At 68.5% G+C, this 22258-nt stretch carries 23 protein-coding genes and 1 tRNA gene; 19 read left to right on the forward strand and 5 right to left on the reverse strand.

All coding sequences use genetic code 11. The features are described from left to right. The 3 genes from QNJ67_06575 to QNJ67_06585 all read left to right on the forward strand — a co-directional run. Positions 1 to 218, forward strand: a 218-nt coding sequence (locus tag QNJ67_06575) for a paraquat-inducible protein A (protein MDJ0608625.1), incomplete at its 5' end; no start/stop codon positions are given. Next, positions 196 to 1884 (forward strand): MlaD family protein, encoded by a 1689-nt coding sequence (locus QNJ67_06580; protein MDJ0608626.1) that lies wholly within the window; start codon positions 196 to 198, stop codon positions 1882 to 1884. The genes QNJ67_06575 and QNJ67_06580, both read left to right, overlap by 23 nt. Then, a complete protein-coding gene (locus QNJ67_06585; protein ID MDJ0608627.1) occupies positions 1884 to 2501 on the forward strand; it encodes a PqiC family protein in 618 nt (205 codons plus the stop codon). Before QNJ67_06580 ends, QNJ67_06585 begins: the two co-directional genes overlap by 1 nt. Before the next feature lie 6 nt (positions 2502 to 2507). Here QNJ67_06585 and QNJ67_06590 read toward each other — a convergent pair whose 3' ends face one another. Both QNJ67_06590 and QNJ67_06595 read right to left on the reverse strand, forming a co-directional pair. Beyond that, positions 2508 to 2879 carry a rhodanese-like domain-containing protein gene (locus QNJ67_06590; GenBank protein ID MDJ0608628.1) on the reverse strand — a complete coding sequence of 124 codons (372 nt, stop codon included), beginning with the start codon at positions 2877 to 2879 and terminating at the stop codon, positions 2508 to 2510. A 101-nt stretch (positions 2880 to 2980) separates the two neighbouring features. Continuing rightward, positions 2981 to 3682 (reverse strand): hypothetical protein, encoded by a 702-nt coding sequence (locus QNJ67_06595; GenBank protein ID MDJ0608629.1) that lies wholly within the window; start codon positions 3680 to 3682, stop codon positions 2981 to 2983. A 119-nt stretch (positions 3683 to 3801) separates the two neighbouring features. On the opposite strand from QNJ67_06595, the gene QNJ67_06600 reads away from it, so the two are divergent. Together QNJ67_06600 and QNJ67_06605 are read left to right on the forward strand one after the other, a co-directional pair. Beyond that, positions 3802 to 4275 (forward strand): hypothetical protein, encoded by a 474-nt coding sequence (locus tag QNJ67_06600; protein MDJ0608630.1) that lies wholly within the window; start codon positions 3802 to 3804, stop codon positions 4273 to 4275. 77 nt (positions 4276 to 4352) lie between these two features. Then, positions 4353 to 4697: a hypothetical protein gene (locus tag QNJ67_06605; GenBank protein MDJ0608631.1), complete on the forward strand. Its 345-nt coding sequence runs from the start codon at positions 4353 to 4355 to the stop codon at positions 4695 to 4697. An 11-nt stretch (positions 4698 to 4708) separates the two neighbouring features. Here the strand turns inward: QNJ67_06605 and QNJ67_06610 are convergent, their stop codons facing one another. The 3 genes from QNJ67_06610 to QNJ67_06620 all read right to left on the reverse strand — a co-directional run bounded on the left by QNJ67_06610 (position 4709) and on the right by QNJ67_06620 (position 8223). Continuing rightward, entirely contained in the window at positions 4709 to 7210 is a 2502-nt protein-coding gene (locus tag QNJ67_06610; GenBank protein ID MDJ0608632.1) for a mechanosensitive ion channel family protein, read from the reverse strand. Positions 7211 to 7657: 447 nt separating this feature from the next. Continuing rightward, a tRNA-Ala gene (locus tag QNJ67_06615) sits at positions 7658 to 7733 on the reverse strand. A gap of 127 nt (positions 7734 to 7860) precedes the next feature. Then, a complete protein-coding gene (locus QNJ67_06620; GenBank protein MDJ0608633.1) occupies positions 7861 to 8223 on the reverse strand; it encodes a TIGR02300 family protein in 363 nt (120 codons plus the stop codon). 186 nt (positions 8224 to 8409) lie between these two features. Between QNJ67_06620 and aroA the strand changes: the two genes are divergently transcribed. The 14 genes from aroA (at position 8410) to QNJ67_06690 (ending at position 22168) form a co-directional block, all read left to right on the forward strand. Beyond that, on the forward strand, positions 8410 to 9747 hold the full coding sequence (gene aroA / locus QNJ67_06625; protein MDJ0608634.1) for a 3-phosphoshikimate 1-carboxyvinyltransferase: 1338 nt from the start codon (positions 8410 to 8412) through the stop codon (positions 9745 to 9747). Between the two features lie 7 nt (positions 9748 to 9754). After that, on the forward strand, positions 9755 to 10414 hold the full coding sequence (gene cmk / locus QNJ67_06630) for a (d)CMP kinase (GenBank protein ID MDJ0608635.1): 660 nt from the start codon (positions 9755 to 9757) through the stop codon (positions 10412 to 10414). A 102-nt stretch (positions 10415 to 10516) separates the two neighbouring features. Then, complete coding sequence (gene rpsA, locus QNJ67_06635; protein ID MDJ0608636.1) at positions 10517 to 12442, forward strand: 30S ribosomal protein S1; 1926 nt, start codon at positions 10517 to 10519, stop codon at positions 12440 to 12442. 358 nt (positions 12443 to 12800) lie between these two features. Then, positions 12801 to 13085, forward strand: a complete 285-nt coding sequence (gene ihfB, locus QNJ67_06640) for an integration host factor subunit beta (protein MDJ0608637.1) — start codon at positions 12801 to 12803, stop codon at positions 13083 to 13085. Between the two features lie 63 nt (positions 13086 to 13148). Next, positions 13149 to 13523, forward strand: a complete 375-nt coding sequence (locus tag QNJ67_06645; protein ID MDJ0608638.1) for a LapA family protein — start codon at positions 13149 to 13151, stop codon at positions 13521 to 13523. An 11-nt stretch (positions 13524 to 13534) separates the two neighbouring features. Then, positions 13535 to 14470 carry an ornithine cyclodeaminase family protein gene (locus QNJ67_06650; GenBank protein ID MDJ0608639.1) on the forward strand — a complete coding sequence of 312 codons (936 nt, stop codon included), beginning with the start codon at positions 13535 to 13537 and terminating at the stop codon, positions 14468 to 14470. Positions 14471 to 14486: 16 nt separating this feature from the next. After that, positions 14487 to 15203 (forward strand): orotidine-5'-phosphate decarboxylase, encoded by a 717-nt coding sequence (gene pyrF / locus QNJ67_06655; GenBank protein MDJ0608640.1) that lies wholly within the window; start codon positions 14487 to 14489, stop codon positions 15201 to 15203. A gap of 9 nt (positions 15204 to 15212) precedes the next feature. Then, positions 15213 to 16046, forward strand: coding sequence for a hypothetical protein (locus QNJ67_06660; protein ID MDJ0608641.1), 834 nt, complete (start codon positions 15213 to 15215; stop codon positions 16044 to 16046). A gap of 58 nt (positions 16047 to 16104) precedes the next feature. Then, entirely contained in the window at positions 16105 to 16971 is an 867-nt protein-coding gene (locus tag QNJ67_06665; GenBank protein ID MDJ0608642.1) for a hypothetical protein, read from the forward strand. A 59-nt stretch (positions 16972 to 17030) separates the two neighbouring features. Beyond that, positions 17031 to 17678, forward strand: coding sequence for a phosphoribosylanthranilate isomerase (locus QNJ67_06670; protein ID MDJ0608643.1), 648 nt, complete (start codon positions 17031 to 17033; stop codon positions 17676 to 17678). A 187-nt stretch (positions 17679 to 17865) separates the two neighbouring features. Next, a complete protein-coding gene (gene trpB, locus QNJ67_06675; protein MDJ0608644.1) occupies positions 17866 to 19077 on the forward strand; it encodes a tryptophan synthase subunit beta in 1212 nt (403 codons plus the stop codon). Beyond that, positions 19074 to 19907 (forward strand): tryptophan synthase subunit alpha, encoded by an 834-nt coding sequence (trpA, locus tag QNJ67_06680; protein MDJ0608645.1) that lies wholly within the window; start codon positions 19074 to 19076, stop codon positions 19905 to 19907. Before trpB ends, trpA begins: the two co-directional genes overlap by 4 nt. Positions 19908 to 19932: 25 nt before the next feature. Next, positions 19933 to 20898, forward strand: a complete 966-nt coding sequence (gene accD, locus QNJ67_06685; protein MDJ0608646.1) for an acetyl-CoA carboxylase, carboxyltransferase subunit beta — start codon at positions 19933 to 19935, stop codon at positions 20896 to 20898. Beyond that, on the forward strand, positions 20840 to 22168 hold the full coding sequence (locus QNJ67_06690; protein MDJ0608647.1) for a folylpolyglutamate synthase/dihydrofolate synthase family protein: 1329 nt from the start codon (positions 20840 to 20842) through the stop codon (positions 22166 to 22168). Before accD ends, QNJ67_06690 begins: the two co-directional genes overlap by 59 nt. The last annotated feature ends 90 nt before the right edge of the window (positions 22169 to 22258 follow it).

A 22258-nucleotide genomic window follows, 5' to 3' on the forward strand; every position in this document is an offset into this window, starting at 1 on the left:
TCGAGGCGGTCGGTCGATGGTCGATGATCGACGTCTTCATGATCTCGATCCTGATCGCGCTGGTGAAGCTGGGCTCGATCGCGACGATCGAGCCAGGCGTCGGCGCGACCTCCTTCGCCGCCGTTGTGGTCTTCACGATGGTCGCCGCCATGGCCTTCGACCCGCGCCTCATCTGGGATTCCATGGAGGAAGAACATGAGCCAAGATCAGAGCCTTAGCGCTTCAGGCGCCGGCCCTTCGGGAAGCGGGCCGCAGGTCGAGGTCGGGACCCGGCGCGGCATCTCGATCGTCTGGCTGATTCCCGTCGTCGCCGGCGTGATCGCCGTCTGGCTCGCCTACACCACGATCAGCGAGCAGGGACCGGAGATCACCATCGACTTCAAGACGGCGGTCGGCCTGGAGGCCGGCAAGACCAAGATCAAGTTTCGCGACGTCGAGGTCGGCCTGGTCGATGCCGTAACCTTGAAGCAGGACCTCTCGGGCGTAACGGTGACCGCCAGCCTGGAGTCCGGCTCGGAGCCGCACCTCAACGAGCAGACCCGCTTCTGGGTGGTGCGGCCGCGCCTGGGCGCGGGGGGCGTTTCCGGCTTGGATACGCTGGTTTCCGGCTCCTACATCGAGATCTCTCCGGGTCAGGGCCAGAATTTGACCAAGTCCTTCGTCGGTCTGGAAACGCCGCCGGTCATCCGGCTCGACGTGCCCGGCAAGGAGTTCACCCTGATCTCCGAGACCCGGGGCTCACTCGGCCCCGGCGCGCCGATCCTCTACAAGGGGGTGCGGGTCGGCCAGATCCTCGGCGACGAGTTGGCGGAGAACGGCTCGCAGGTGACCTTCCTCGCCTTCGTCCAATCGCCCTACGACCAGTGGGTGACGCCGCAGAGCCGCTTCTGGAACGAGAGCGGCATTGAGATCGACGTCGGGGCGGACGGCGTCAGCGTGCGCACCGGCTCGCTCGAAACCATATTGAGCGGCGGCATCGCCTTCGAGACGCCGCCGTCCACGCTCAACGAAGCGGCCGAGGAAGGAACGACCTTCCAGCTGCTGGCCAGTAAGGGCGACATCGTCGAGGAGAGCATCCGCGAGCGCATACCCTACGTGCTCTACTTCGACGGCTCGGTGCGCGGACTAAACCCCGGCGCGCCGGTCGAGCTCCTCGGGATCCGCATCGGATCGGTCAGGGAGGTCCGCCTCGAAGTCACGGACCAGGAGGACAATCAGTTCCGCATCCCCGTGGTGATCTCGATCGAGCCGGAACGGGCGGGCGTCAAGAGCAGCGGCGATCCTTACGGCTCCGCCGACGCCCTGATCCGGCGCGGCCTGAGAGGGCAGCTCCGCTCGGGCAGCCTGCTGACCGGGCAGCTCTATGTCGCCCTGGACTTCTTCCCCGACGCGGAGCCGGCGGAGTTGGGCATGAAGGGGCTCTATCCAGAGATTCCCACCGTTCCCCAGGATATCGAGCAGATCACCCAGTCGGCCACGGAGATCCTGCAGAATCTCGCCGCGCTGCCGCTCGACGAGCTGATCGCCGACGTGCGCCGCACGGTCCAGGGCGTCGAGGTGCTGGTCGACTCGCCGGAGATGAAGCAGTCGGTCAAGTCGCTCGACTCGGCGCTCGCCGGGGTCGACAAGCTGGTGCAGCGGGATGTCGGGCCGATGCTGGCCAACCTGCGCCAGGCCTCGGCCTCCGCCGACACGGCCCTGGAGCAGGCGAACAACCTGATCGAATCGGTCGACGGCCTGGTCGGGGCCGACGCTCAGCTGCGCTTCGACCTGATGCGGATGGTGAACGAATTCTCGGAAGCGGCGAACTCGATCCGCGTGCTCGCGGACTTTCTCGAGCAGAATCCGGATGCGCTGCTGAGAGGCAAGGGAGGGGTTCAGTAATGATCGTGAGTCATCGCCGCGGGCGCCGTCAGGGACGCCTGGTCCTGTTCCTCGCACTGCTGTTCATGCCGCTGGCGGCCTGCACGGAGAGCCCGCCGACGAACCTCTACATGATCTCGGGCCTGGAGACCGAGGCGGCCAATCGGTCCTCGGCAACGTCGAGTCCTGTGATCGGCGTCGGCCCGATCACGGTCCCGTCCTATCTCGACCGGCCGCAGATCGTCAGGCGGGCCAGCGCCAACAAGCTGGTGGTCGGCGAGTTCGACCGCTGGGCGGAACCACTGAAAGAGCTGGTCTCCCGGGTCCTGGCGGAAAACCTGGCGGTCATCCTTGAGAGCGACACGGTCTTCACCCTGCCGCGCCGCCGCCTCTCGGAGGTCGACATCCAGGTCGAACTCGAGGTCTCCCGTTTCGACGCGGCGCCCGACGGCGTGGTCCATCTCACCGGTCGCTGGGCGATCTATTCCGCGGGCGGCAAGAACCTGACGGCGGCGAAGAAGTCGGTGATCCGCGAGCAGGCCGGAAGCGACGACTACGAGGAAGTGACCATCGCCATGAGCCGGGCGCTGGAGCGCCTGAGCCAGGAGATCGCAGTCGAGTTGCGGCCCCTGCTCTGAGCCGAGTCAGCGCTCGGCCTGCTTCCAGGCGGCGTAGCCGCCGGCCAAGGAAGCCGCCTCGCGGTAGCCCATTTCCAGCAAGGTCTTCGCGGCCAGCGCGGAACGGCCGCCCGTGCCGCAGTAGCAGATGATCCGTCCTTCCGGGTCGAGGGCCGGATTGTAGGCCGGACTTTCCGGGTCCGCCTGGAACTCCAGCATGCCGCGCGGCACGTGGATCGAGCCCGGGATGACCCCGTCCTGCTCGCGCTCCCGCTCGTCGCGTACGTCGACCAGAACGGTCTCCGCGTCTTCCATGTGATAGGGCAGGTCCTGGATCGAGACCGTCTCGATCACCGCGTTGGCCTCGGCCAGGAGGTCCTTGAATCCGCGTTTCAGCATGGCTGTCCCCGGTCTGTTCAACCGTCAGCATAGGCGCGCCTGGACCCGGCGAACTTGATCTCTGTCAATCGCCTCGGACCGGGGCCGGGCGCGCACACGCGTCAGTCTGCCACGCAGAGGCCTTCGGCGCACGAGAGTTCGAGAGGTGGGCAGTTCATCTCGCAGCGTTCGGCCACGCGAACCATCGCGCAGAGGCGCTTTATGGCGGCCTCGTAGGCCTCGGCCGCTGACTTGGCCACAGGAGAGCCGCAGCTGCACCCGCCGCAATGGGTCTGGACCGAAGTGCAGTCCTGGGCGCGCTGGCAGAGGCGGTCCGCTGTCGAGATCTTGACGTGGTCGCCGATGCCGATGACGCGCTCGAGCGTCGCGATGCCGCCCATATCGGCGGCCGACCTTAGTTCCAGGGAGTGCCCGCAAAGCGGAGCCCAGAAGAGCCGGCCGATCGCCTGCGGGCTTACCACCAGGTAGCTCTCGCCCTCGGCGAAACCGTCGCCCCAGTGGGTGTTGAAGAGCACATCCAAAGCTTGCCCCCGCGCGACGCCCTTCCAGGCGCGGGTCACCGTGAAACGATAGACCTTCAAGTCGCTGCGCCGGCCGCCCAGCTGGCGCAAGCCTTGGCCGCCGACCCTTGTCGTTTCACCGCGCGTCAAGGGGCGTTTGGAACCCGCTTTCCCTTCGAAAATCACGACTGCGCTGTCGAGGGCCGCCTCGTCGAGGCTCGGATGGGCGCAGCTCAGACTGAGAGCTGGGCCGGAGACGATACAGACGAAGGCGGCGAGAGCGGCGGTCCGAATCCAGGTCACGCGGGCTTATCCCCAAAGGGGGGCGGAGGGGCTCCGAGCCGAGCCTGAAGGACCGGCCTTCTCGAAGTCTTAACGCCACGCGCCTAGGCTGAAGAGGTTACACCGGTCGGACAGAGGCGATGAATTACGTCATTGCAATCGGCGCCCTGGCGGTTGGGATCCTGGCCTTCGTGTTGATGGCGGATGTCTCGGGGCGGAGCGGCGGGATCGACTTTCAGACCGCGTCCTTGGAGGCCCGGCAGGCCTGGATGGATGACAGGGCGAAGAGCCTGAAGACGGCCGCGCGGTTCTTTTTGCCGAGCGGCCGTGGCCCCATGGCGCTGAACTTCTCTCTCAAGGAGATCATCACGCGCCCGGAATCCAGTCGCATCGAAATGATCATCGATGTGAAGGTCCCCTACGGCGCCGAGGTCGGCGTCGTCCCCAGGCACCAGTTCCTCGAGTCCTTCTGCAAGAACTACGTCAGACTGGACTTCTACAAGCAGCGGATCCAGCTGGTGGTTTCTTTCCGCGACAAGAAGGACCGCTCACCGATCACCAGGATCACGGTCAACCCCCACGACTGCCAGTGGCACGCGCCGGAGAATTCCTAGAGCGGGCTCGCTGAACGAGCGCCGGCGGCCGCCGCGCCATCTTGCCGAAAATGGACGGGTCAAATACCGTCGGAACCATGCAGGACGAAGCCGCCCAGCTCGGGAAACTCCTGGAACGCGTGCGCACGGCGACCGGCGCCGACAGGTCCCTGGATTCCGCTCTGGTCGACCGCTTCGGCGCCGAGCCCGGCGCCGAGGAGAACCCGCCCCGCTACACCGCGTCGACCGACCTCTGCATCGCGCTGGTGCACCGGGTCATGCCCGGCTGGCACTGGCACGTCGGCTACGGGCCGAAAGGCATCCTCCCCTACGCGACTGTATCGACCGGGGACCGCCTTTACGAGGCGATCGCCGGCACCGTCCCGTTGGCGCTGCTGTCGGCGCTGATCCAGGCGCGCGCCGCGGACGTCGGGCGAGGGTAGGACGCCGTGGATCAAGGGTGCGGTCCTTGGTCGTGAGGCCCGCGTTCAGCAGGGGCCTCGTCTTCCCCTGGGTTTTCGGCTGAAAGCGGTTCTGGGGCCTGCTTGATCTGCGATGCGGCCTCGGCGGAGCCGCGTGGCGGATAGTCGAGCGTCCCCTCGAGCTCGTCCATGCGCTGGCGGCGCAGCCGGGGGAACGGCAGATCGCCCTCTTGGCGCCAGTCCTCGACCTCCCGCACGGACCGATCCGTCAGGTCCTGATCGAGACCGTCGTCGCGCCCCAGGTAGAGAGTCTGCGACGGGAAGGCGAAGCTCGTCCCGGAGGCTTCGACGATCGTCTTGATGCGGAAGAACACGTCCTCCCGGATGGCATGGAAATCGTTCCAGTCCCGTGTCAGGGCGTAGATGCGGACCCCGAGGTCCAGGGAAGAGGCCCCGTAGCCGGCAAAGCGGACGCGGACGGTCTCGCGGTCGATCCTGGGGTGGGCGTGCAGCATCTCCCGGATCTTCACGAGCACGTTGCGTAGCTGATCGTCCGCGGTCTCATAGCGTAGCCCGATGGTCGCGGTGATCAGCATGCGGTCGCACTGCGCCCAGTTGATCAGTTCCATGTCGGCGAACTTGGCGTTCGGGACGGAGATCAGGGTCCGGTCGAGCGCGCGGATCTGGGTCGAGCGCACGCCGATGCTCTCGACCGTGCCGTTCATGCCGCCGAAGCTGCAGTAGTCGCCAACCCGAATGGGCTTGTCCGCGAAGAGGATGATCCCGCCGATCAGGTTCTCGAGCGTCGGTCGGATCGCCAGGGCGACGGCCAGGCCGCCGACGCCGAGCCCGGCGATCAGCGGCACCGCGTCCACGCCCAGGTCGCGAAGCCCGGTCACGATGATTATCAGGGCCGCGACAATGGCAACGAGACCGCTGACGATGCGCACGAGGCTGCCGTCGAGGCCGCTGTCCGAGATTCTCGGCGAAGCGGTAATGCTGTCCGCGACCGCGATCGAGGCCCGCCAGATCGCCCAGGCGAAGAGAAAGAGCGCGACCGCGCCGCCGATGAACCGGACCGAGCCCAGAACATCGCCCGTGAGGTTCAGGTCGTTGTCGACAATCCTTGCCGCGGCCCGGACGCCGTATCCGACGAGAACCGGAGAAAGCACCTGCGTCCAGCTGCCGAGCGGACCGTCGATTTTCCGGCTCGTCAAGGACACGAGGCGAAAAACCAGGTAGCCGCCGAGCAGCACCACGAGACAAACCAGTCCGAGCCCGATCCATTGCCAACGAGTCTGACCCGCCTGCACGACCAGCAAGCTCTCGGGGAGCTTCTGCGTGAGTCGCCCGAGGAAGTGGGCACTGGGCACCAGGGTGCCGGGCGTCGAAATGTAGCCCTCGTAGAATCCCGGAGAGATCTCCGGCGAGGTGTACTCCGCGATAATGCGGGGATTCAGCTCCGAGCGATAGGGCAGCTCGGCGACCTGGCGGTAGCTCGCGGCGATCCTTGCCACGGAGCCGGGGTCGAACAGGAAGGTGCCGGAACGCTCTTCGTCGGAGACCTCCGAGATCCAGAGACGGGTCCCGGGCAGGCGCCATCGCAAGGGCCTGGTCTCGGCGGCCTCGACGGCCTCCAGATCCGGCACGGTTTCGATCGGCGGCAGGCGCAAGCGGTCGAGAATCTCCTTCAGCATCATGGCGGCTTCGATGGCCTCGTCCTGGCGCTGCACGGCCGGCACCTTGCTTACGTCGAGCGCGCTGGCCGCGCGCCGCAGCAGGCTGCCCGCCCGGACCTCCGCCTCGCGCGCCTCTTCGACCGTGATCTCGGGAGGCGTGGCGGTAAGAGCCGCCTCGGTTTCCGCGGCGATCCGGTAGGCCGCGTTCATGCTGGCGAGAAAGCCTTCGAGCGTGGCGCGTGGACTGGAGGTAGTGAGGCCTCCGAGCAGGATCTTGACCTCGCGGGCGGCGGCGCCTTCCGGCGGCGGGTTGTTCAGCCAGTCTTCGTAGTAGCCGCTTTTGCCGGGCTTGTAGGGCAGATCCTTGATCCGGCGATACGCCAGGTCGATGTCCCCGATCGAGGCCGCAGATATCAGGAAATCGCCGGCGTTGGGGCCTTCGCTCTTGCGTACGATCCGGATGAAGGTGCCCGGTATGGTCCAGCTGTCGATGCTCCCCTCCGCCACCTCGTCGGCGCCCGGGATCTGCCCGAAGGGAGGCAGCTCGATCCGGTCGAGCACCTCCTTCAGCATGGCGATGCGGGCGAGCTTCTCGTTGATCGAGCGGCCGTAGATCGTCGACGCGAAATCGATCGTCTGTTCGGCGCCCAGAAAGTAGAGGTGGCGGTCTTCCAGGGGCCCGCCCAGGGCCCGCGCCCTGTTCAACGCGTCGCTGAAGAAGTGGAAACTCCTCAGCGTGTCGCGCGGGCTGGAGACGTCGGCCGGCCTGAGCGCGCTTGTGTATCCGGGGGCCACGAGGTCTTGCGCGGCGCCGGGGACCGCGAGCGCGATCGTGGCGAACAGCAGGGCCAGCAAGGCCGCCGATGCCCGACGTCCTCGACCGCATCTCCGGAAGCTTCGCATCATGGTCTTCCCCTCTTGGCTATCGCCACTCTCGCAAGACAGGGGATGCCTGGCCAGACCGCAGGGCCTGCGCCCGCCGCTTTCGACGGGGTTCCGCTGCGACAGTCAGCGCCCAGAAAACTCTCTTCCAAAATCATCCCCCTTCCCAACCGAAACTGCGCGGCCCCACCAGCCTTCACCCCGGCTGACCTGCGGCCATGACTCAAATCATGAGATTACGGGCTTCATCAAGGAAGCCGACAGAATGGGACATGGAAGACTGACGGTCGCAGAGCAGGCCGGTCGCCCGGCACGAGCGCCTATTGGGAAGTGTGGCGCTTGTTCTGGTAGGCCTGTAATCGCCCCCGACCCTGCCGGACCGGGCGGAAGATACGCCGAATATCAGAGTGCAGGTTTGAATGGTGGAGCCGAGGGGAGTCGAACCCCTGACCTCTACAATGCCATTGTAGCGCTCTCCCAACTGAGCTACGGCCCCGAACCACGACCCGGGCGCGTTGGGAGGGGCCCGGGAAATCGCCTGGAAATTAGGGAGGGCACCGGGTCAAGGCAAGGGAAAATTGCCGGGATCCGCTCCGCTGCACCGGCTTACGCCGGAGCGCCCCTTAGGACTCTTCCTTCTCGTCGTCCCCGATGACCACGTCGGACATGTCGTCCTCGCCGAGTTCCGAGGCGTCCTCGATGACCTCCTCCTCGTCCTCGCCCTCCGACAAATCCTCGATGTCGTCGGTCTTCTCGACCTCGGGTGCCTCTTCCTCCGTGGCGGCCGGTTTGCTCGCCGCTGCAACGGCCTTCGCCGGCGCCGGCGTTTCGGCCGGCTTGGCCGGGCGGCGCCGCGACTTCAGAAGCGCATCGGGGTTGAACACCGTGCCGCACTTCGGGCAGGTGATCGGACTGCGCGTCAGGTCGTAGTACTTGGCGCCGCAATTCTGGCACGTTCGCTTGGTGCCCCAATCGGGTTTGGACAACGCCCGCCTCGTTGTTTGGTGTCTCTTCGGATAGGCCGAGCCAATTGCCATGATCGTTGTCGGCTGTCAAAAGATTATTGGCCGCAGTCCAGCGCCCTTTTCGCTCCCCGCGCCATTTGCTAGAGACGGGCGCCGGCGCGGCGCCGCGCGGCGGCATGTTCGTCGCATCGGAGACTTTCTCAGGCCATGGCAGAGCTGACCGCGCATCCCTCCGAGGGCCTGCAGGGCACCGCCGCCGTACCCGGCGACAAGTCGATCTCGCACCGCGCCCTCCTGCTCTCCGGTCTCGCCGTCGGCGAGAGCCGGATCGAGGGGCTGCTCGAGGGCGAGGACGTGCTGCGCAGCGCGGCGGCCATGCGGGCCATGGGGGCCGAGATCGAGCGCGGCCCCGAGGGCGTCTGGCACGTCTGGGGCCGCGGCCTGGGCGGCCTGGTCGAGCCGGACGACGTGCTCGACCTGGGCAACTCCGGGACCGGCGCGCGGCTGCTGATGGGGGTGATCGCGGGCCACGGCATCCAGGCGGTGCTGACCGGCGACGCCTCGCTCAGGGTGCGCCCCATGAAGCGGGTCGCCGAGCCTCTGGAGCGCATGGGCGCGCGCATCCTGACTCGCGAAGGCGGCACCATGCCGCTGACGGTCATCGGCAGCGCCGACCCCCTGCCGATTCGTTACCGTCTGCCGGTCGCCTCGGCTCAGGTCAAATCAGCCGTGATGCTCGCCGGCCTATCCGCGCCCGGCGAGACGATCGTCGAGGAACCCGCGCCGACCCGCGACCACACCGAGCGCATGCTGCGCCACTTCGGCGCGGCGGTCGCCGTCGAGGACGACAGCGAGGACGCGGTGCGGCGGATCACCCTCTGCGGCCAGCCGGAGCTGACCGGCGGCGACATCCGGGTGCCCGCCGACCCCTCCTCGGCCGCCTTCCCCCTGGTCGCCGCCCTGGTCGCACCGGGCTCGCGGGTGCGCCTGCCGCGGATCGGCACCAATCCCCTGCGCACCGGCTTGCTCACCACCCTCGAGGAGATGGGCGCCAGCATCCGCTACGAGAACCGGGGCGAGGAGGGCGGCGAGACCGTCGCCGACCTGGTCGCCGAGGCGGGCCCGCTTCAGGGCGTCGAGGTGCCGGCGGAACGCGCCCCCTCGATGATCGACGAGTACCCGATCCTGGCGGTCGCGGCGGCGGTGGCCGAGGGCAGAACGGTGATGCGCGGGCTGGGCGAGCTCCGGGTCAAGGAGAGCGACCGACTGGCCGCCGTGGCCCAGGGCCTGGCCGCCTGCGGGGTCGCGGTGGAGGAGGGGCCCGACTTCCTCGTGGTCGAGGGCGCCGGCGGCCGGCCGCCCGGCGGGGGGTCGATCGCGTCCCGGCTCGATCACCGCATCGCCATGGCCTTCCTGGTACTCGGTCTGGCGTCGGAGAAGCCGGTCACGGTCGACGATTCGACGCCGATCGACACCTCCTTCCCGAGCTTCCAGAGCCTGATGGGCGAGCTGGGGGCCGGCCTGGGCGGACTCCAGGGGCGTTGAGGGCCCGGTGACTGTCATCGCCATCGACGGGCCGGTCGCGGCCGGCAAGGGGACCCTGGCGCGGCGCCTCGCCGGCGCCTTCGGCCTGGCCTATCTCGATACCGGGATGATCTACCGCGCGGTGGCCGCCAAGGTGCTGGCCGAGGGCGGAAGCCCCGAGGACCCGGCGGCCGCCCTGGCCGCCGCCCGGTCGCTCGAGGGCGGCGACCTGGAGCGGGCCGACCTGCGCCGCGAGGCGGTCGGCCAGGGCGCCTCCGTCGTGGCCGCCATGGCGCCGGTCCGGGCGGCCCTGCTCAACTTCCAGCGCCGCTTCGCCGCGACGCCGCCCGACGGCGGCCCCGGCGCCGTGCTGGACGGGCGCGATATCGGCACCGTGGTCTGCCCCGGGGCCCAGGTGAAATTCTTCGTCACCGCCAGCATCGAGTCCCGGGCCCGGCGGCGACACAAAGAGTTGCTAGAACGCGGCGAGGAGAGTATATACGCCCGCGTCCTGCAGGATTTGCAGGACAGGGACGCCCGCGACAGCGGGCGCCAGACTGCGCCGTTAAGGCCGGCGGAAGACGCGATCATTATGGACACGACCGAGATGGACGCCGAGGCGGCCTTCGAGGCCGCGGTCCAGCATGTTGTGACGCGGGCTCCCGCGCTGGAACCGAGACGGCCGTAACCAGGATTGGAGTGAACCCAAGCCCGGGACGAACCGGGAAGACCGCCGGAGACAACCGGTCGGCCTGAATCAGAACCGTAAACGCAAAGGACAGACGCGCTCATGGCCACCGCTACCACCGAAAGCCCCGCAACCGACAAGGAATCGTTCGCCGCCCTCCTGGATGAATCGCTCGGCCACGCCGAGCGGCTGGAAGGAACGGTGCTCAAAGGCATCATCATCGCGATCGAGGGCGATTCGGCCCTGGTCGACGTGGGGCTCAAGTCGGAAGGACGCGTCGCGCTCAAGGAGTTCCACAAAGGCGGCGACACGCCCGAGCTCAAGGCCGGCGATGAGGTCGAGGTCTACCTGGAGCGCATGGAGAACAAGAATGGCGAGGCCGTTCTGTCGCGCGAGAAGGCCAAGCGCGAGGAAGCCTGGGTCCAGCTCGAGAAGGCCTTCGGCGACAACGAACGCGTCACCGGCGTAATCTTCGGCCGGGTCAAGGGCGGCTTCACGGTCGACCTCTCCGGCGCCGTCGCCTTCCTGCCGGGCAGCCAGGTCGACATTCGCCCGGTGCGTGACGTCGGCCCGCTGATGGGCACGCCCCAGCCGTTCCAGATCCTCAAGATGGACCGCTCGCGCGGCAACATCGTGGTGTCGCGCCGCGCCGTCCTGGAAGAGACCCGCGCCGAGCAGCGCTCCGAGCTGATCGCCAACCTGAAGGAAGGGCAGATCCTCACCGGCGTGGTCAAGAACATCACGGACTACGGCGCCTTCGTCGACCTCGGCGGCGTCGACGGTCTGCTGCACGTCACCGACATCTCCTGGAAGCGCATCAACCACCCGACCGAGGCGCTGAACATCGGCCAGCAGGTCCAGGTTCAGGTGATCCGCTTCAACCCCGAGACCCAGCGCATTTCGCTCGGCATGAAGCAGCTCGAGGCCGACCCCTGGGAAGGCGTGGGCGCCAAGTATCCGCCGGAGAGCAAGGTCAAGGGGCGGGTCACCAACATTACGGACTACGGCGCCTTCGTCGAGCTGGAGCCGGGCATCGAGGGCCTGGTGCACGTCTCGGAGATGAGCTGGACCAAGAAGAACGTCCATCCCGGCAAGATCGTCTCGACCAGCCAGGAGGTCGAGGTCAAGGTGCTCGACGTCGACGAGCAGAAGCGCCGGATCAGCCTCGGCCTAAAGCAGTGCCTGTCGAACCCTTGGGAGGACTTCATGGTCCAGCACCCGGCGGGCACCGAGCTGGAGGGCGAGGTCAAGAACATCACCGAGTTCGGCCTCTTCGTCGGCCTGCCGGGCGACATCGACGGCATGGTGCACCTCTCCGATCTGGACTGGAGCCAGAGCGGCGAGGAAGCGGTCAAGGACTACGCCAAGGGCCAGAACGTCAAGGTCAAGGTGCTCGACATCGATATCGACAAGGAGCGCATCAGCCTCGGCGTCAAGCAGCTGACCGACGACCCCTTCGGCTCCGCGGTCGAGACCCTGAAGAAGGGCGCGACGGTCACCGGCACGGTGACATCGGTGGGTGACAAGGGAATCGAGGTCGAGGTCGGCGAAGGCCTGATCGGCTTCATTCGCAAGACGGACCTGTCGCGCGACCGCAGCGAGCAGCGCCCCGAGCGCTTCGCGGTGGGCGAGCGGATCGACGCCACGGTGACGACGCTGGACAAGAAGACCCGCCGGGTCACGCTGTCGATCAAGCAGCGCGAGATCCAGGAAGAGAAGCAGGCCATGGCCGAATACGGCTCGTCCGACTCCGGCGCCAGCCTGGGCGACATCCTGGGCGCGGCGATCTCCAAGGCGGCCCAGGAGAAGCAGGCCCGCGGCGACGACGAGCCGGCGGCCGAAGCGGCCGAGGCAGAGGCCGAAACCGAAGTCGAGTCCGGGGCCGAGAGCGAGGACGCGGCGGAGGAGGCCAAGCCCAAGGCAGCGGCGAAGAAGGCCAAGCCCGCCAAGAAGAAGGCGGCCAAGGCCAAGGCCGACGAAGCCGAAGAGGCGGCGGAAGACGCGGATTCCGCGCAGGAAGCGGGCTGAATCCCGCTTCCCTCCGGCGTGTCGACCGGCCGTTCGGCCGGAACCAGACCGGCGCGATTCGCGGGCCCAATTGCGGCGAGCTGGACGCGATCCTGCTGGTCGTCTAAAAACCTCTTTGTTCTGAACGACTTACCCTTGACGATCTGACGCGTCTCTGGCACCCTAATAGGGTAATTCGAGGCGATGTCGGTGGCCGCGCCGAGGGGCGTCTTGACGGCCGGGGGGGATCGCCATGCACGATCGGTGCGTTGTCGAGGGGGGCGACCTTGAAGATGCATTCTGAGGTTCGGAACGGGCCTACGCGTCACCCCCGACTTTCCCGGACGGAATTTCGGTCCTCCGGACAAAGGATGCCAGCATGACGAAATCTGAACTGATCCAGCGAATTGCCGAGCGCAATCCGCACCTGTTTCACCGGGACGTCGAGCGGATCGTCGCGACCATCTTCGAGGAGGTCGGCGAGGCGCTGTCGCGCGGCGACCGTGTCGAGCTCAGAGGCTTCGGGGCCTTTTCCGTTAAGCGCCGCGGCGCGCGGGTCGGCCGCAACCCGAGAACCGGGTCCGCCGTCTCGGTGTCGGAGAAGTTCATCCCTTTCTTCAAGACCGGCAAGCAACTGCGCGAACGTCTCAATTCCACCGATTGATCTTGCCCGCGGGGCCGTGAGGCCCTAGGAAAAACGGGTATCGCGACAGCCCCGGGTCGGCCCGTGAAGCACTTTACCTGGATTATCACGCTGCCCATCACCTTGCTGGTGGTGACCTTTGCGGTCGTCAACCGGGACTTGGTCGCCGTCGATCTCTGGCCCCTGCCGATGACGGTAGGGACTCCTCTCTTCGTTCTTGTCCTGGGCAGCGCGCTGGCCGGTTTCCTGATCGGCGGCCTGGTCATGTGGTGGTCCGCCGGCAAGCAGCGTCAGAAGCTTCGCGCGCTGCGCCGGGAGACGGAAAGGCTGGCGCGCCGCAACCGATCGCTGGAGAACGCCAGTCAGCCGCCGGCGGCCGCCCGTTCAGGGGCGGGCCTGCCGGTCGCCATCGAGAGCCGGCCGCAGGGAGACACCGGTTCCGCCCGGCCGGCGGCCTAGGGCCCAGGCCGGTGCGCATCATTTCCGCAGCCGAGGTCGAAGGTGCGCTCGATTGGGACAGCCTGGTAGAGCGGCTGCGTCAGGCTTTCCGCCGCGGGGTCGAGGCGCCGGTCCGTCACCACCACGAGATCGAGAATCCAGGCTGCGACCCCGCGACCCTGCTGCTGATGCCCGCCTGGCAGCCGGGCCGGCAGATCGGCGTCAAGATCGTGACGGTCTTTCCGAGCAACGCCGACCGGAACCTGCCCGCCGTGATGGGCGCCTACCTTCTGATCGACGGCAAGACGGGCAGCCCCAAGGCGCTGATCGACGGGCCGATGCTGACCCTCAAGAGGACCGCCGCCGCCTCGGCGCTCGCCTCTGGTTACCTGTCGCGGCCCGACAGCGAGCGGCTGCTGATGGTCGGCACCGGCGCCCTGGCGCCGCACCTGATCATGGCCCATGCCGCCGTGCGGCCGATCTGCAACGTGCTGATCTGGGGCCGCAACTCGGACAAGGCGGCGAAGCTTGCCAAACGTCTAAGCCGGAAGGATTTTCGGGTCGAGGCGACGGATGACCTCGAGAGCGCGGCCGAGGGCGCCCACGTAATCTCCTGTGCGACGCTCAGCCCGGAGCCGCTGGTCCGGGGCGATTGGCTCCGGCCCGGACAGCACCTCGACCTGGTGGGGGCCTTTCGACCCGACATGCGCGAGACGGACGACGCCGCGATCCGGCGCGCCCGGGTCTTCGTCGACACCCGGGCCGGGGCTTGCCAGGAGGCCGGCGACATCGTTCAGCCGCTGGAGAGCGGCGTGCTCGACGCCGACGATATCGCCGGCGATCTCTTCGACCTGACCCGCGGCGAGCGCGCCGGCCGCCGGTTCTACGACCAGATCACCCTGTTCAAGTCGGTCGGCACCGCGCTGGAGGACCTCGCGGCCGCCGAACTGGCCTTCGAGCGCGCCTGAGGCTGGCCGCCCGAGCATGAAGATCGCCAACCCCAAAGACCGCATCTTCGTTCCCCTGGACACGCCCGACCCGTCGGTGGCGGCGGACCTCGCCCGGCGTCTGCGCGGCGAGGTCGGCGGCCTCAAGCTCGGCAAGGAGTTCCTCTCGGCACAGGGGCCCCAGGGGGTCCGGGCCATGGCGTCCGGGCTGCCCCTGTTCCTGGACGTGAAGTTCCACGACATCCCGAACACCGTTGCCGGTGCGGTTCGCGCCTTGCGCCGTCTCTCGCCCGCCCTGATCAACGTCCACGCCTCGGGCGGCCGGGCGATGATGGAGGCGGCGGCGGCCGCGGCGCGCGAGCCCTTGGAGACGGGCGAGGCGGCGCCTCGGGTCCTGGCGGTCACCGTGCTGACCAGTCTCGACGCGGCCGACCTGGCGGCGGTCGGGCAGGCCGGGCCGCTCAGCGACCAGGTTCTCCGCCTCGCGCTCTTGGCCCAGGACTCCGGCCTGGACGGCGTGGTATGCAGTCCCCTGGAGATCGCCCTGTTGAGAGAGCGTTGTGGTCCGGACTTCATCCTCCTGGTGCCCGGCATCCGGCCGACCTGGGCTGGCGCCGACGATCAAAAGCGGGTCATGTCGCCGGCCGAGGCGCTGCGCGCGGGCGCCGACTACCTGGTCATCGGTCGGCCGATCACCCGCGCCGAGGACCCGGCCGCGGCGGCACGGCGCATCGCCGACGAGATGTCGGGTTAGGATCTGAGAATGGCCCCGCCGCCCGGACCCGTCGACAACCTGCCGGTGTTCGCCACCGTCAACCAGGCCTATCGCAGCGTGTTCACGGAGTTCACCGGCTTCGCGCGCGCGGCCCTTCTGCCGCTGCTGCTCTCCATCGTCCTCGCGGTGCCGGCCCAGGCGCTCAGTGGCAGTCCGCCGATCGCCCTGGCGTTCGGGCTCTTGGCGGTCGCCGTGCCCTATACCTTCTTCGGCGTTTCCTGGTACCGCCTGGTCCTGCTCGGGCCGTCCGAGCCGCCGCCGCCCCTGTTCCCGCGATGGGGTCCGCGCCACTGGCGCTTCTTCCGCTATGCGCTCCTGCTGCTTCTCGCCGGTCAGGTCATCATGACTCTGGTCATGAGCCAGGTCGCCGGCAGCCTGCCCCAGGACGGGGAGGTCCCGCCCCAGGCCAATCCCGGCCTCCTGCTGGCCGCGCTGGCGATCCTGCTGATCATGTCGACGATCCTGCTGCGCCTCAGCCTGGTCTTTCCCGCCACCGCGGTGGACGAGACCTACAACCTCGCCTTTTCCTGGCGGCATACGAGCGGCCAGGGTCTGCGCCTCCTCGCCGCCACCATGCTGGCGCTCCTGCCGCTGGTCATGGGCGGGTCGATCCTGCTGGCGATCCTGGCCGGCGGGGCCGGCGGCGGAGCGGGGGGGCTCCTCACCCTCGGCGAAAGCCTGATCGGCTATGTCTCGCTCGGTGTGACCATGGCCATCGTCGCCGCCGCCTTCCGGATCTGCGCCGGTTGGATTCCGGCGAGCGGCGGTCTGCCGAGCCGGCGTCCCGAGCCCGACGGCGAAGACGACGCGGCAGGAGATTGACGCGGCGAGCTTCGCCGCGTGGCCCGTCGTCGAAGCGTACGAGCCGAGGAAGAAGTGAATGGCGCCGCCGCCCGGACCCCTCGACAGTCTTCCGGTTCTCGCGACCGTCGCGGCCGCCTATCGTGCGTTCTTCACCGGCCTTGCCGGCTTTGCGCGCGCGGCCTTTCTGCCCTTCGGGCTTTCGGTGGCTTCCACCGTCGCCTTCGCCTACCTGAGCGACGCGCCGCTGGCCGGCTTCCTGTTCTGGCTCGTCGCGGTCTCGGTGCCCTGCACGCTGTTCGGCGTCGCCTGGTACCGCCTGCTGTTGCTGGGAAGCGGCGCCGCCCGGCCGGCACCGGTCCCCGCCTGGCGCACCCGGCACTGGCGCTTCCTGGGCTGGATGCTCCTGCTCCTGCTGCTTCTGGCGGCTCAGGTCGCGGTCCTTTTCACGCTCTCGCTGATGGCAACCGGTCTCCCCAAGGCGGCCGTCCTGCTGGTCGAGCTGGTGCTGCTGCTGGTCGTGCTGGTGGTCGCCCTGCGTCTCAGCCTGGTCTTTCCCGCCGCGGCGGTCGATGTGCGCTACGGGTTGACCCAGGCCTGGCGCCATACCCGGCGGCAGGGCCTGCGCCTGCTCGCCGCCGCCGTCCTGGGTCTGTTTCCCTTCGTTCTCGTCGGCGGGCTCCTTCTCCCCGCGCTCTACCCGAGCCGACCCGCCGAGGTCGAGGCCGGGATGATAGTGATCGGCCCCGGAGAGGGCCAACTCCCGGTCGTGGACCTCGGCCTCCTGACGCGTGCGGTCGGCGACAGCGCCGTCAGCTACCTCGCCCTCGCCCTCGCCATGGCGATCGTCGCCGCCGCGTTCCGGACCTTTACGGGCTGGACTCCCGGCGCAGGCGGCTCGGGTCCGCAGGGCGCCGTCGACCCGGTGGACCGCGGCGGCGCTTGACGCCGCGGCCCGGCTCGGCTTCCTTGGCGCCCGATCGTTTGGTGAGGAACGGCAGCGGCATGGCTATCGAGGTCAAGATCTGCGGGCTGAACGCCCCCGAAGCGGTGCGCGCCGCCGCGGCGGGCGGCGCGCGCTACGCCGGCTTCGTCTTCTATCCGCCCTCGCCGCGCGCCGTGACGCCCGCCGAGGCCGCGTCCCTGGCCGCGGCGCTGCCGCCCAACGTCGCCAGGGTCGGAGTCTTCGTCGATCCCGACGACGAGCTTCTCGCCGCCGTCATGGGCCAGCTGCCGCTCGACCTGATCCAACTCCACGGATCGGAAGACCCGCGCCGGGTGGCGGCGATCCGCGCGCGCCACGGCCGCCAGGTGATGAAGGTCTTCAAGGTCTCGGCGCCGGAGGACCTGGAGCCGGTCGGCGCCTTCGCGACCCTCGCCGACCTCATCATGTTCGACGCCAAGCCGCCGAAGCACCTGGACAAGGCCTTGCCCGGCGGCAACGCGGTTGCCTTCGACTGGCGAATCCTGGCGGGGCGTTCCTGGCCGCGGCCGTGGCTGCTGTCGGGCGGGCTCGACGCGAGCAACCTGGCCGAAGCGGTGGCGATCTCCGGCGCGCGCGCGGTCGACGTCTCCTCCGGCGTCGAGGAGCGGCCCGGCGTCAAGAGCGTGGAGAAGATCGCGTCCTTCCTGGCCGAGGCCGGACGGATCTGATTCCGCCAGCCCGAGAGAAAAGCGCGTGTGATCGGGGCATTTGGTTACCTGGTGTTAACCAAAAGCCTGCGACCCTCGAATCCTCGTCGAGAGCCCCGCGGCTAGGGCCTTTTCCCCGGAGAACCGTTGCGGCAGCGGGCCGAATGCGGCAGATTGCGGCCTTCCGCCAAGAAGACAGAACGAAGCGATGGAATCCCTGAACACCTTTAGGGCAGGGCCCGACGAACGGGGCCATTTCGGCATGTTCGGCGGCCGGTTCGTGGCCGAAACCCTGATGCCGCTGATCCTCAACGTCGAACGCGCCTACGAGGCGGCCAAGGCCGACCCCAGCTTCAAGGCCGAGTTCGACTACTACGCCAAGCACTACATCGGCCGGCCCTCGCCGCTCTATTTCGCCGACCGACTGACCCGGCACTTCGGCGGCGCGAAGGTCTACTTCAAGCGCGATGAGCTGAACCACACCGGCGCGCACAAGATCAACAACTGCCTGGGGCAGATCCTGCTGGCCAAGCGTATGGGCAAGACGCGGATCATCGCCGAGACCGGCGCCGGCCAGCACGGGGTCGCCACGGCCACGGTCTGTGCCCTCTTCGACCTGCCCTGCGTGGTCTACATGGGCGAGACCGACATCGAGCGCCAGGCGCCCAACGTCTTCCGCATGAAGCTTCTGGGCGCCGAGGTGCGGCCCGTGACGAGCGGCTCCGGCACCCTCAAGGATGCGATGAACGAGGCGCTGCGCGACTGGGTGACCAACGTCGAGTCGACCTTCTACATCATCGGCACGGTCGCCGGCCCCCATCCCTATCCCGCAATGGTGCGCGACTTCCAGTCGGTCATCGGCGATGAGCTGCGCGGGCAGATGCAGGAGGCCGAAGGACGCCTGCCCGACAGCCTGGTCGCCTGCATCGGCGGCGGCTCCAATGCCATGGGCCTGTTCCACCCCTTCCTCGACGAGCCCGACATCAAGCTGATCGGCGTCGAGGCGGCGGGCCACGGCATCGACACCGACAAGCACGCGGCCTCGCTGACCGGCGGGCGGCCCGGCGTGCTGCACGGCAACCGGACCTATCTGCTGCAGGACGACGACGGCCAGATCTTGGAGGCCCACTCGATCTCCGCCGGACTCGACTATCCCGGCATCGGGCCCGAGCATTCCTGGCTGCACGACACCGGACGGGTCGAATATGTCTCGGCGACCGACCAGGAAGCGCTCGAGGCTTTCCAGCTCTGTTCGCGCCAGGAAGGGATCATCCCGGCGCTGGAGCCGTCCCACGCGCTGGCCCATGTCAGCAAGATCGCGCCCGACCTGCCGAAAGACCATCTCCTGGTGATGAACATGTGCGGACGCGGCGACAAGGACGTCTTCACCGTCGCCGAGGCGCTGGGGGTGAAGCTTTGAGTAGGGCGTCCGACTCAGGCCGCATCCGTGGCCGTTTCGAGGCCCTGAAAGCCGCTGGGCGCGGCGGGCTGGTCACCTTCGTGACCGCCGGGGACCCGGACCGCGAGACCTCGATGAAGATCCTCGAAGGCCTGCCGGGCGCCGGCGCCGACCTGATCGAACTGGGCATGCCCTTTACTGACCCCATGGCCGACGGGCCGGCGATCCAGGCCTCGAGCCAGCGCGCCCTCAAGGCTGGCATCCGGCTGTCGGAGATCCTCGAGATGGTCGCGACCTTCCGCCGCGCCGACGCAGAGACGCCGGTGGTGCTGATGGGCTACTACAACCCGATCTACAGCTTCGGTGTCGAGAAGTTCCTGAGCCAGGCGCGCGCCGCCGGGGTCGACGGCCTGATCGTGGTCGACCTGCCGCCCGAGGAAGACGAGGAGCTCTGCCTGCCCGCGCTCGCCGCCGGCATCAACTTTATTCGGCTGACGACGCCGACGACCGACGACGAACGCCTGCCCGTGGTCTTGGAAAACACCAGCGGCTTCGTATATTACGTATCAATCACGGGCATCACCGGTACGCGCTCGGCCGAGGGCGGAGACGTTCGCGCCGCCGTGGCGCGGCTGAAGCGCCATACCGATCTTCCGGTCGCGGTCGGATTCGGCATCAAGACCCCCGAACAGGCCGCTGCCATCGCCGAGGCGGCCGACGCGGCCGTCGTCGGTTCCGCCCTGGTCGAACAGGTCCGCGTGAACCTGGCCGAAGACGGGCGGGCCGCATCAAACCTGGTGAACCAGGTGCTCGCCTCCGTGAGCGCTCTGGCCCAGGGCGTAAGAGGCTGAGGCGCCTGAACTTGGAACGCCGTCCATGAGCTGGATATCCAACTACGTCCGCCCGAAGATCCGGGCGCTGGTCAATCGCACCGCCGACGACAGCACGGAAAACCTCTGGGAGAAGTGCCCGAGCTGCGGCCAGATGATCTTCCATCGGGAGCTCGCCAACAACCTGCGGGTCTGTCCCCACTGCGCCCACCACATGCGAATCTCGGTGAGCGAACGGCTCGACATGCTTTTCGACGACGGAAAGTACGAGCGCGTGGCCTTGCCGGACAACCAGATCGATCCGCTCAAGTTCCGCGACCGCAAGCGCTACACCGAACGGCTGCGCGAGGCCGCGGCCAAGACCGGCGAGAAGGACGCGATCCTGGTCGCCGAGGGCGAGGTCGGCGGCCACCCCCTGGTCGTCGCGGTCTTGAACTTCGCGTTCATCGGCGGGTCCATGGGGATCGCCGTGGGCGAGGGGATCGTGACCGCGGCCGAGCGCGCGGTGTCCAAGGAGGCGGGGCTCCTCGTCGTCGCGACATCGGGCGGCGCGCGCATGCAGGAGGGCATACTCTCGCTGATGCAGATGCCGCGCACGGTGATCGCGGTCGACATGGTCAAAGAAGCCGGCCTGCCTTACCTGGTGCTGTTGGCCGATCCGACCACCGGCGGTGTGTCAGCGTCCTTCGCCATGCTGGGCGACATCGCGATCGCCGAGCCCGGCGCGGTGATCGGTTTCGCCGGCCAGCGCGTGATCGAGGAGACGATCCGCGAGAAGCTGCCCGAGGGCTTCCAGCGGGCGGAATACCTGCTGGAGCACGGCATGGTCGACATGGTCGTGCAACGCGGCGAGCTGCGCGAGACCTTGACGCGCATCCTCTCGCTCTTGCGCCACAAGGTGCCGGCGGGTACGACGGCGCTGACCCTAGGCGACAGCGAGATCGAAATCCCCCATGGCGTCCCCCACAGCGGCCATCACGCAGAGTCCGGAGAGCGCCCCCCGGCCGAGTGACGTCATCCTGGAGCGGCTCGGGCGGCTGCATCCCAAGGTCATCGATCTCTCCCTCGGCCGCATGGAGCGGCTGCTCTATCGCCTCGGCAGCCCCGAGCGCCAGCTGCCGCCCGTGGTCCACGTCGCCGGCACCAATGGCAAGGGGTCGGTCATCGCCTACCTCGCCGCCATGCTGCGCAGCGCCGGCCGCCGCGTCCACGTCTATACCTCGCCCCACCTGGTCAGGTTCCACGAGCGCATCGCGCTCGACGGGCGGCCGATCGAAGAGCCGGCGCTGCTGGCGCTGCTCCAGGAGTGCGAGGCGGCCAACGGGCCGTCGCCGATCACCTTCTTCGAGATCACCACCGCGGCGGCCTTTCTCGCCTTCGCGCGGCACCCGGCCGATATCCTTCTGCTTGAAACCGGTCTGGGCGGCCGGCTCGACGCGACCAACGTGGTCGACGATCCGCTGCTTACCGTGATCACGCCGGTCTCGATCGACCACGTAGACTTTCTCGGCGGCACCCTGCCCGAGATCGCCGGCGAGAAGGCGGGGATCCTCAAGCCCGGTGTGCCGGCCGTGATCGGCCGGCAGCCGGCCGAGGCGCTGGCCGTCATCGAGCGCCGCGCGGCGGCCCTCGGCGCGCCGCTCAGCCGGGCCGGCCGCGAGTGGGACGGCCGGCGCACGGACGACGGCCTCTCCTTTACCGGGCGCCGCGGCCCGCAGCGCTATCCGGCGCCCGGCCTGCCCGGCGCGCACCAGGTCGACAATGCCGCGCTCGCGGTCGCCGCGGCGGAACACCTCGAATCCTTCGGGCTGGGATCGCGGGCCAGGGCCGAAGGCCTGCGGAAGCCGCGCTGGCCGGCGCGCCTGCAGCGCCTGACCCGCGGCCCGCTGCCCGACCTGCTGCCCGAAGGCTGGGAGCTCTGGCTCGACGGCGGTCACAACGCGGCGGCCGGCCTGGCGCTGGCCGAGACGCTGGGTACCTGGGACGACAAGCCGCTGCACCTCGTGCTCGGCATGATGAACTCGAAATCGGTGGCCGATTTCATCGCCCCCCTCGGCGCGCGCGCGGCGCGCCTGCGGACGGTCGCGATCCCGGAGCAGGTCAACACGCTGAGCGCGGTCGCGGCGGCGGCCGAGGCCCGCAACGCGGGACTGTCGGCCGAACCCGCGGAGGGACTCGCGGCGGCCGTCGCGGCCCTCGTTGCCGAGGGCGGCGGCCCGGGCCGCGTCTTGATCTGCGGGTCGCTCTACCTGGCCGGAACGGTTCTGCGCGAGAACGGCTGATTCCGTTTGTCCGCGGCCCGCGCCTGCCCCAAAAAAGCCGGCGGCCCCGCGCCGCCGGGCGCGAGGCCGCCATGACACTTGTCAGCTCAG

It is taken from the genome of Kiloniellales bacterium (assembly GCA_030064845.1).
GTDB lineage: Bacteria > Pseudomonadota > Alphaproteobacteria > Kiloniellales > JAKSDN01 > JASJEC01.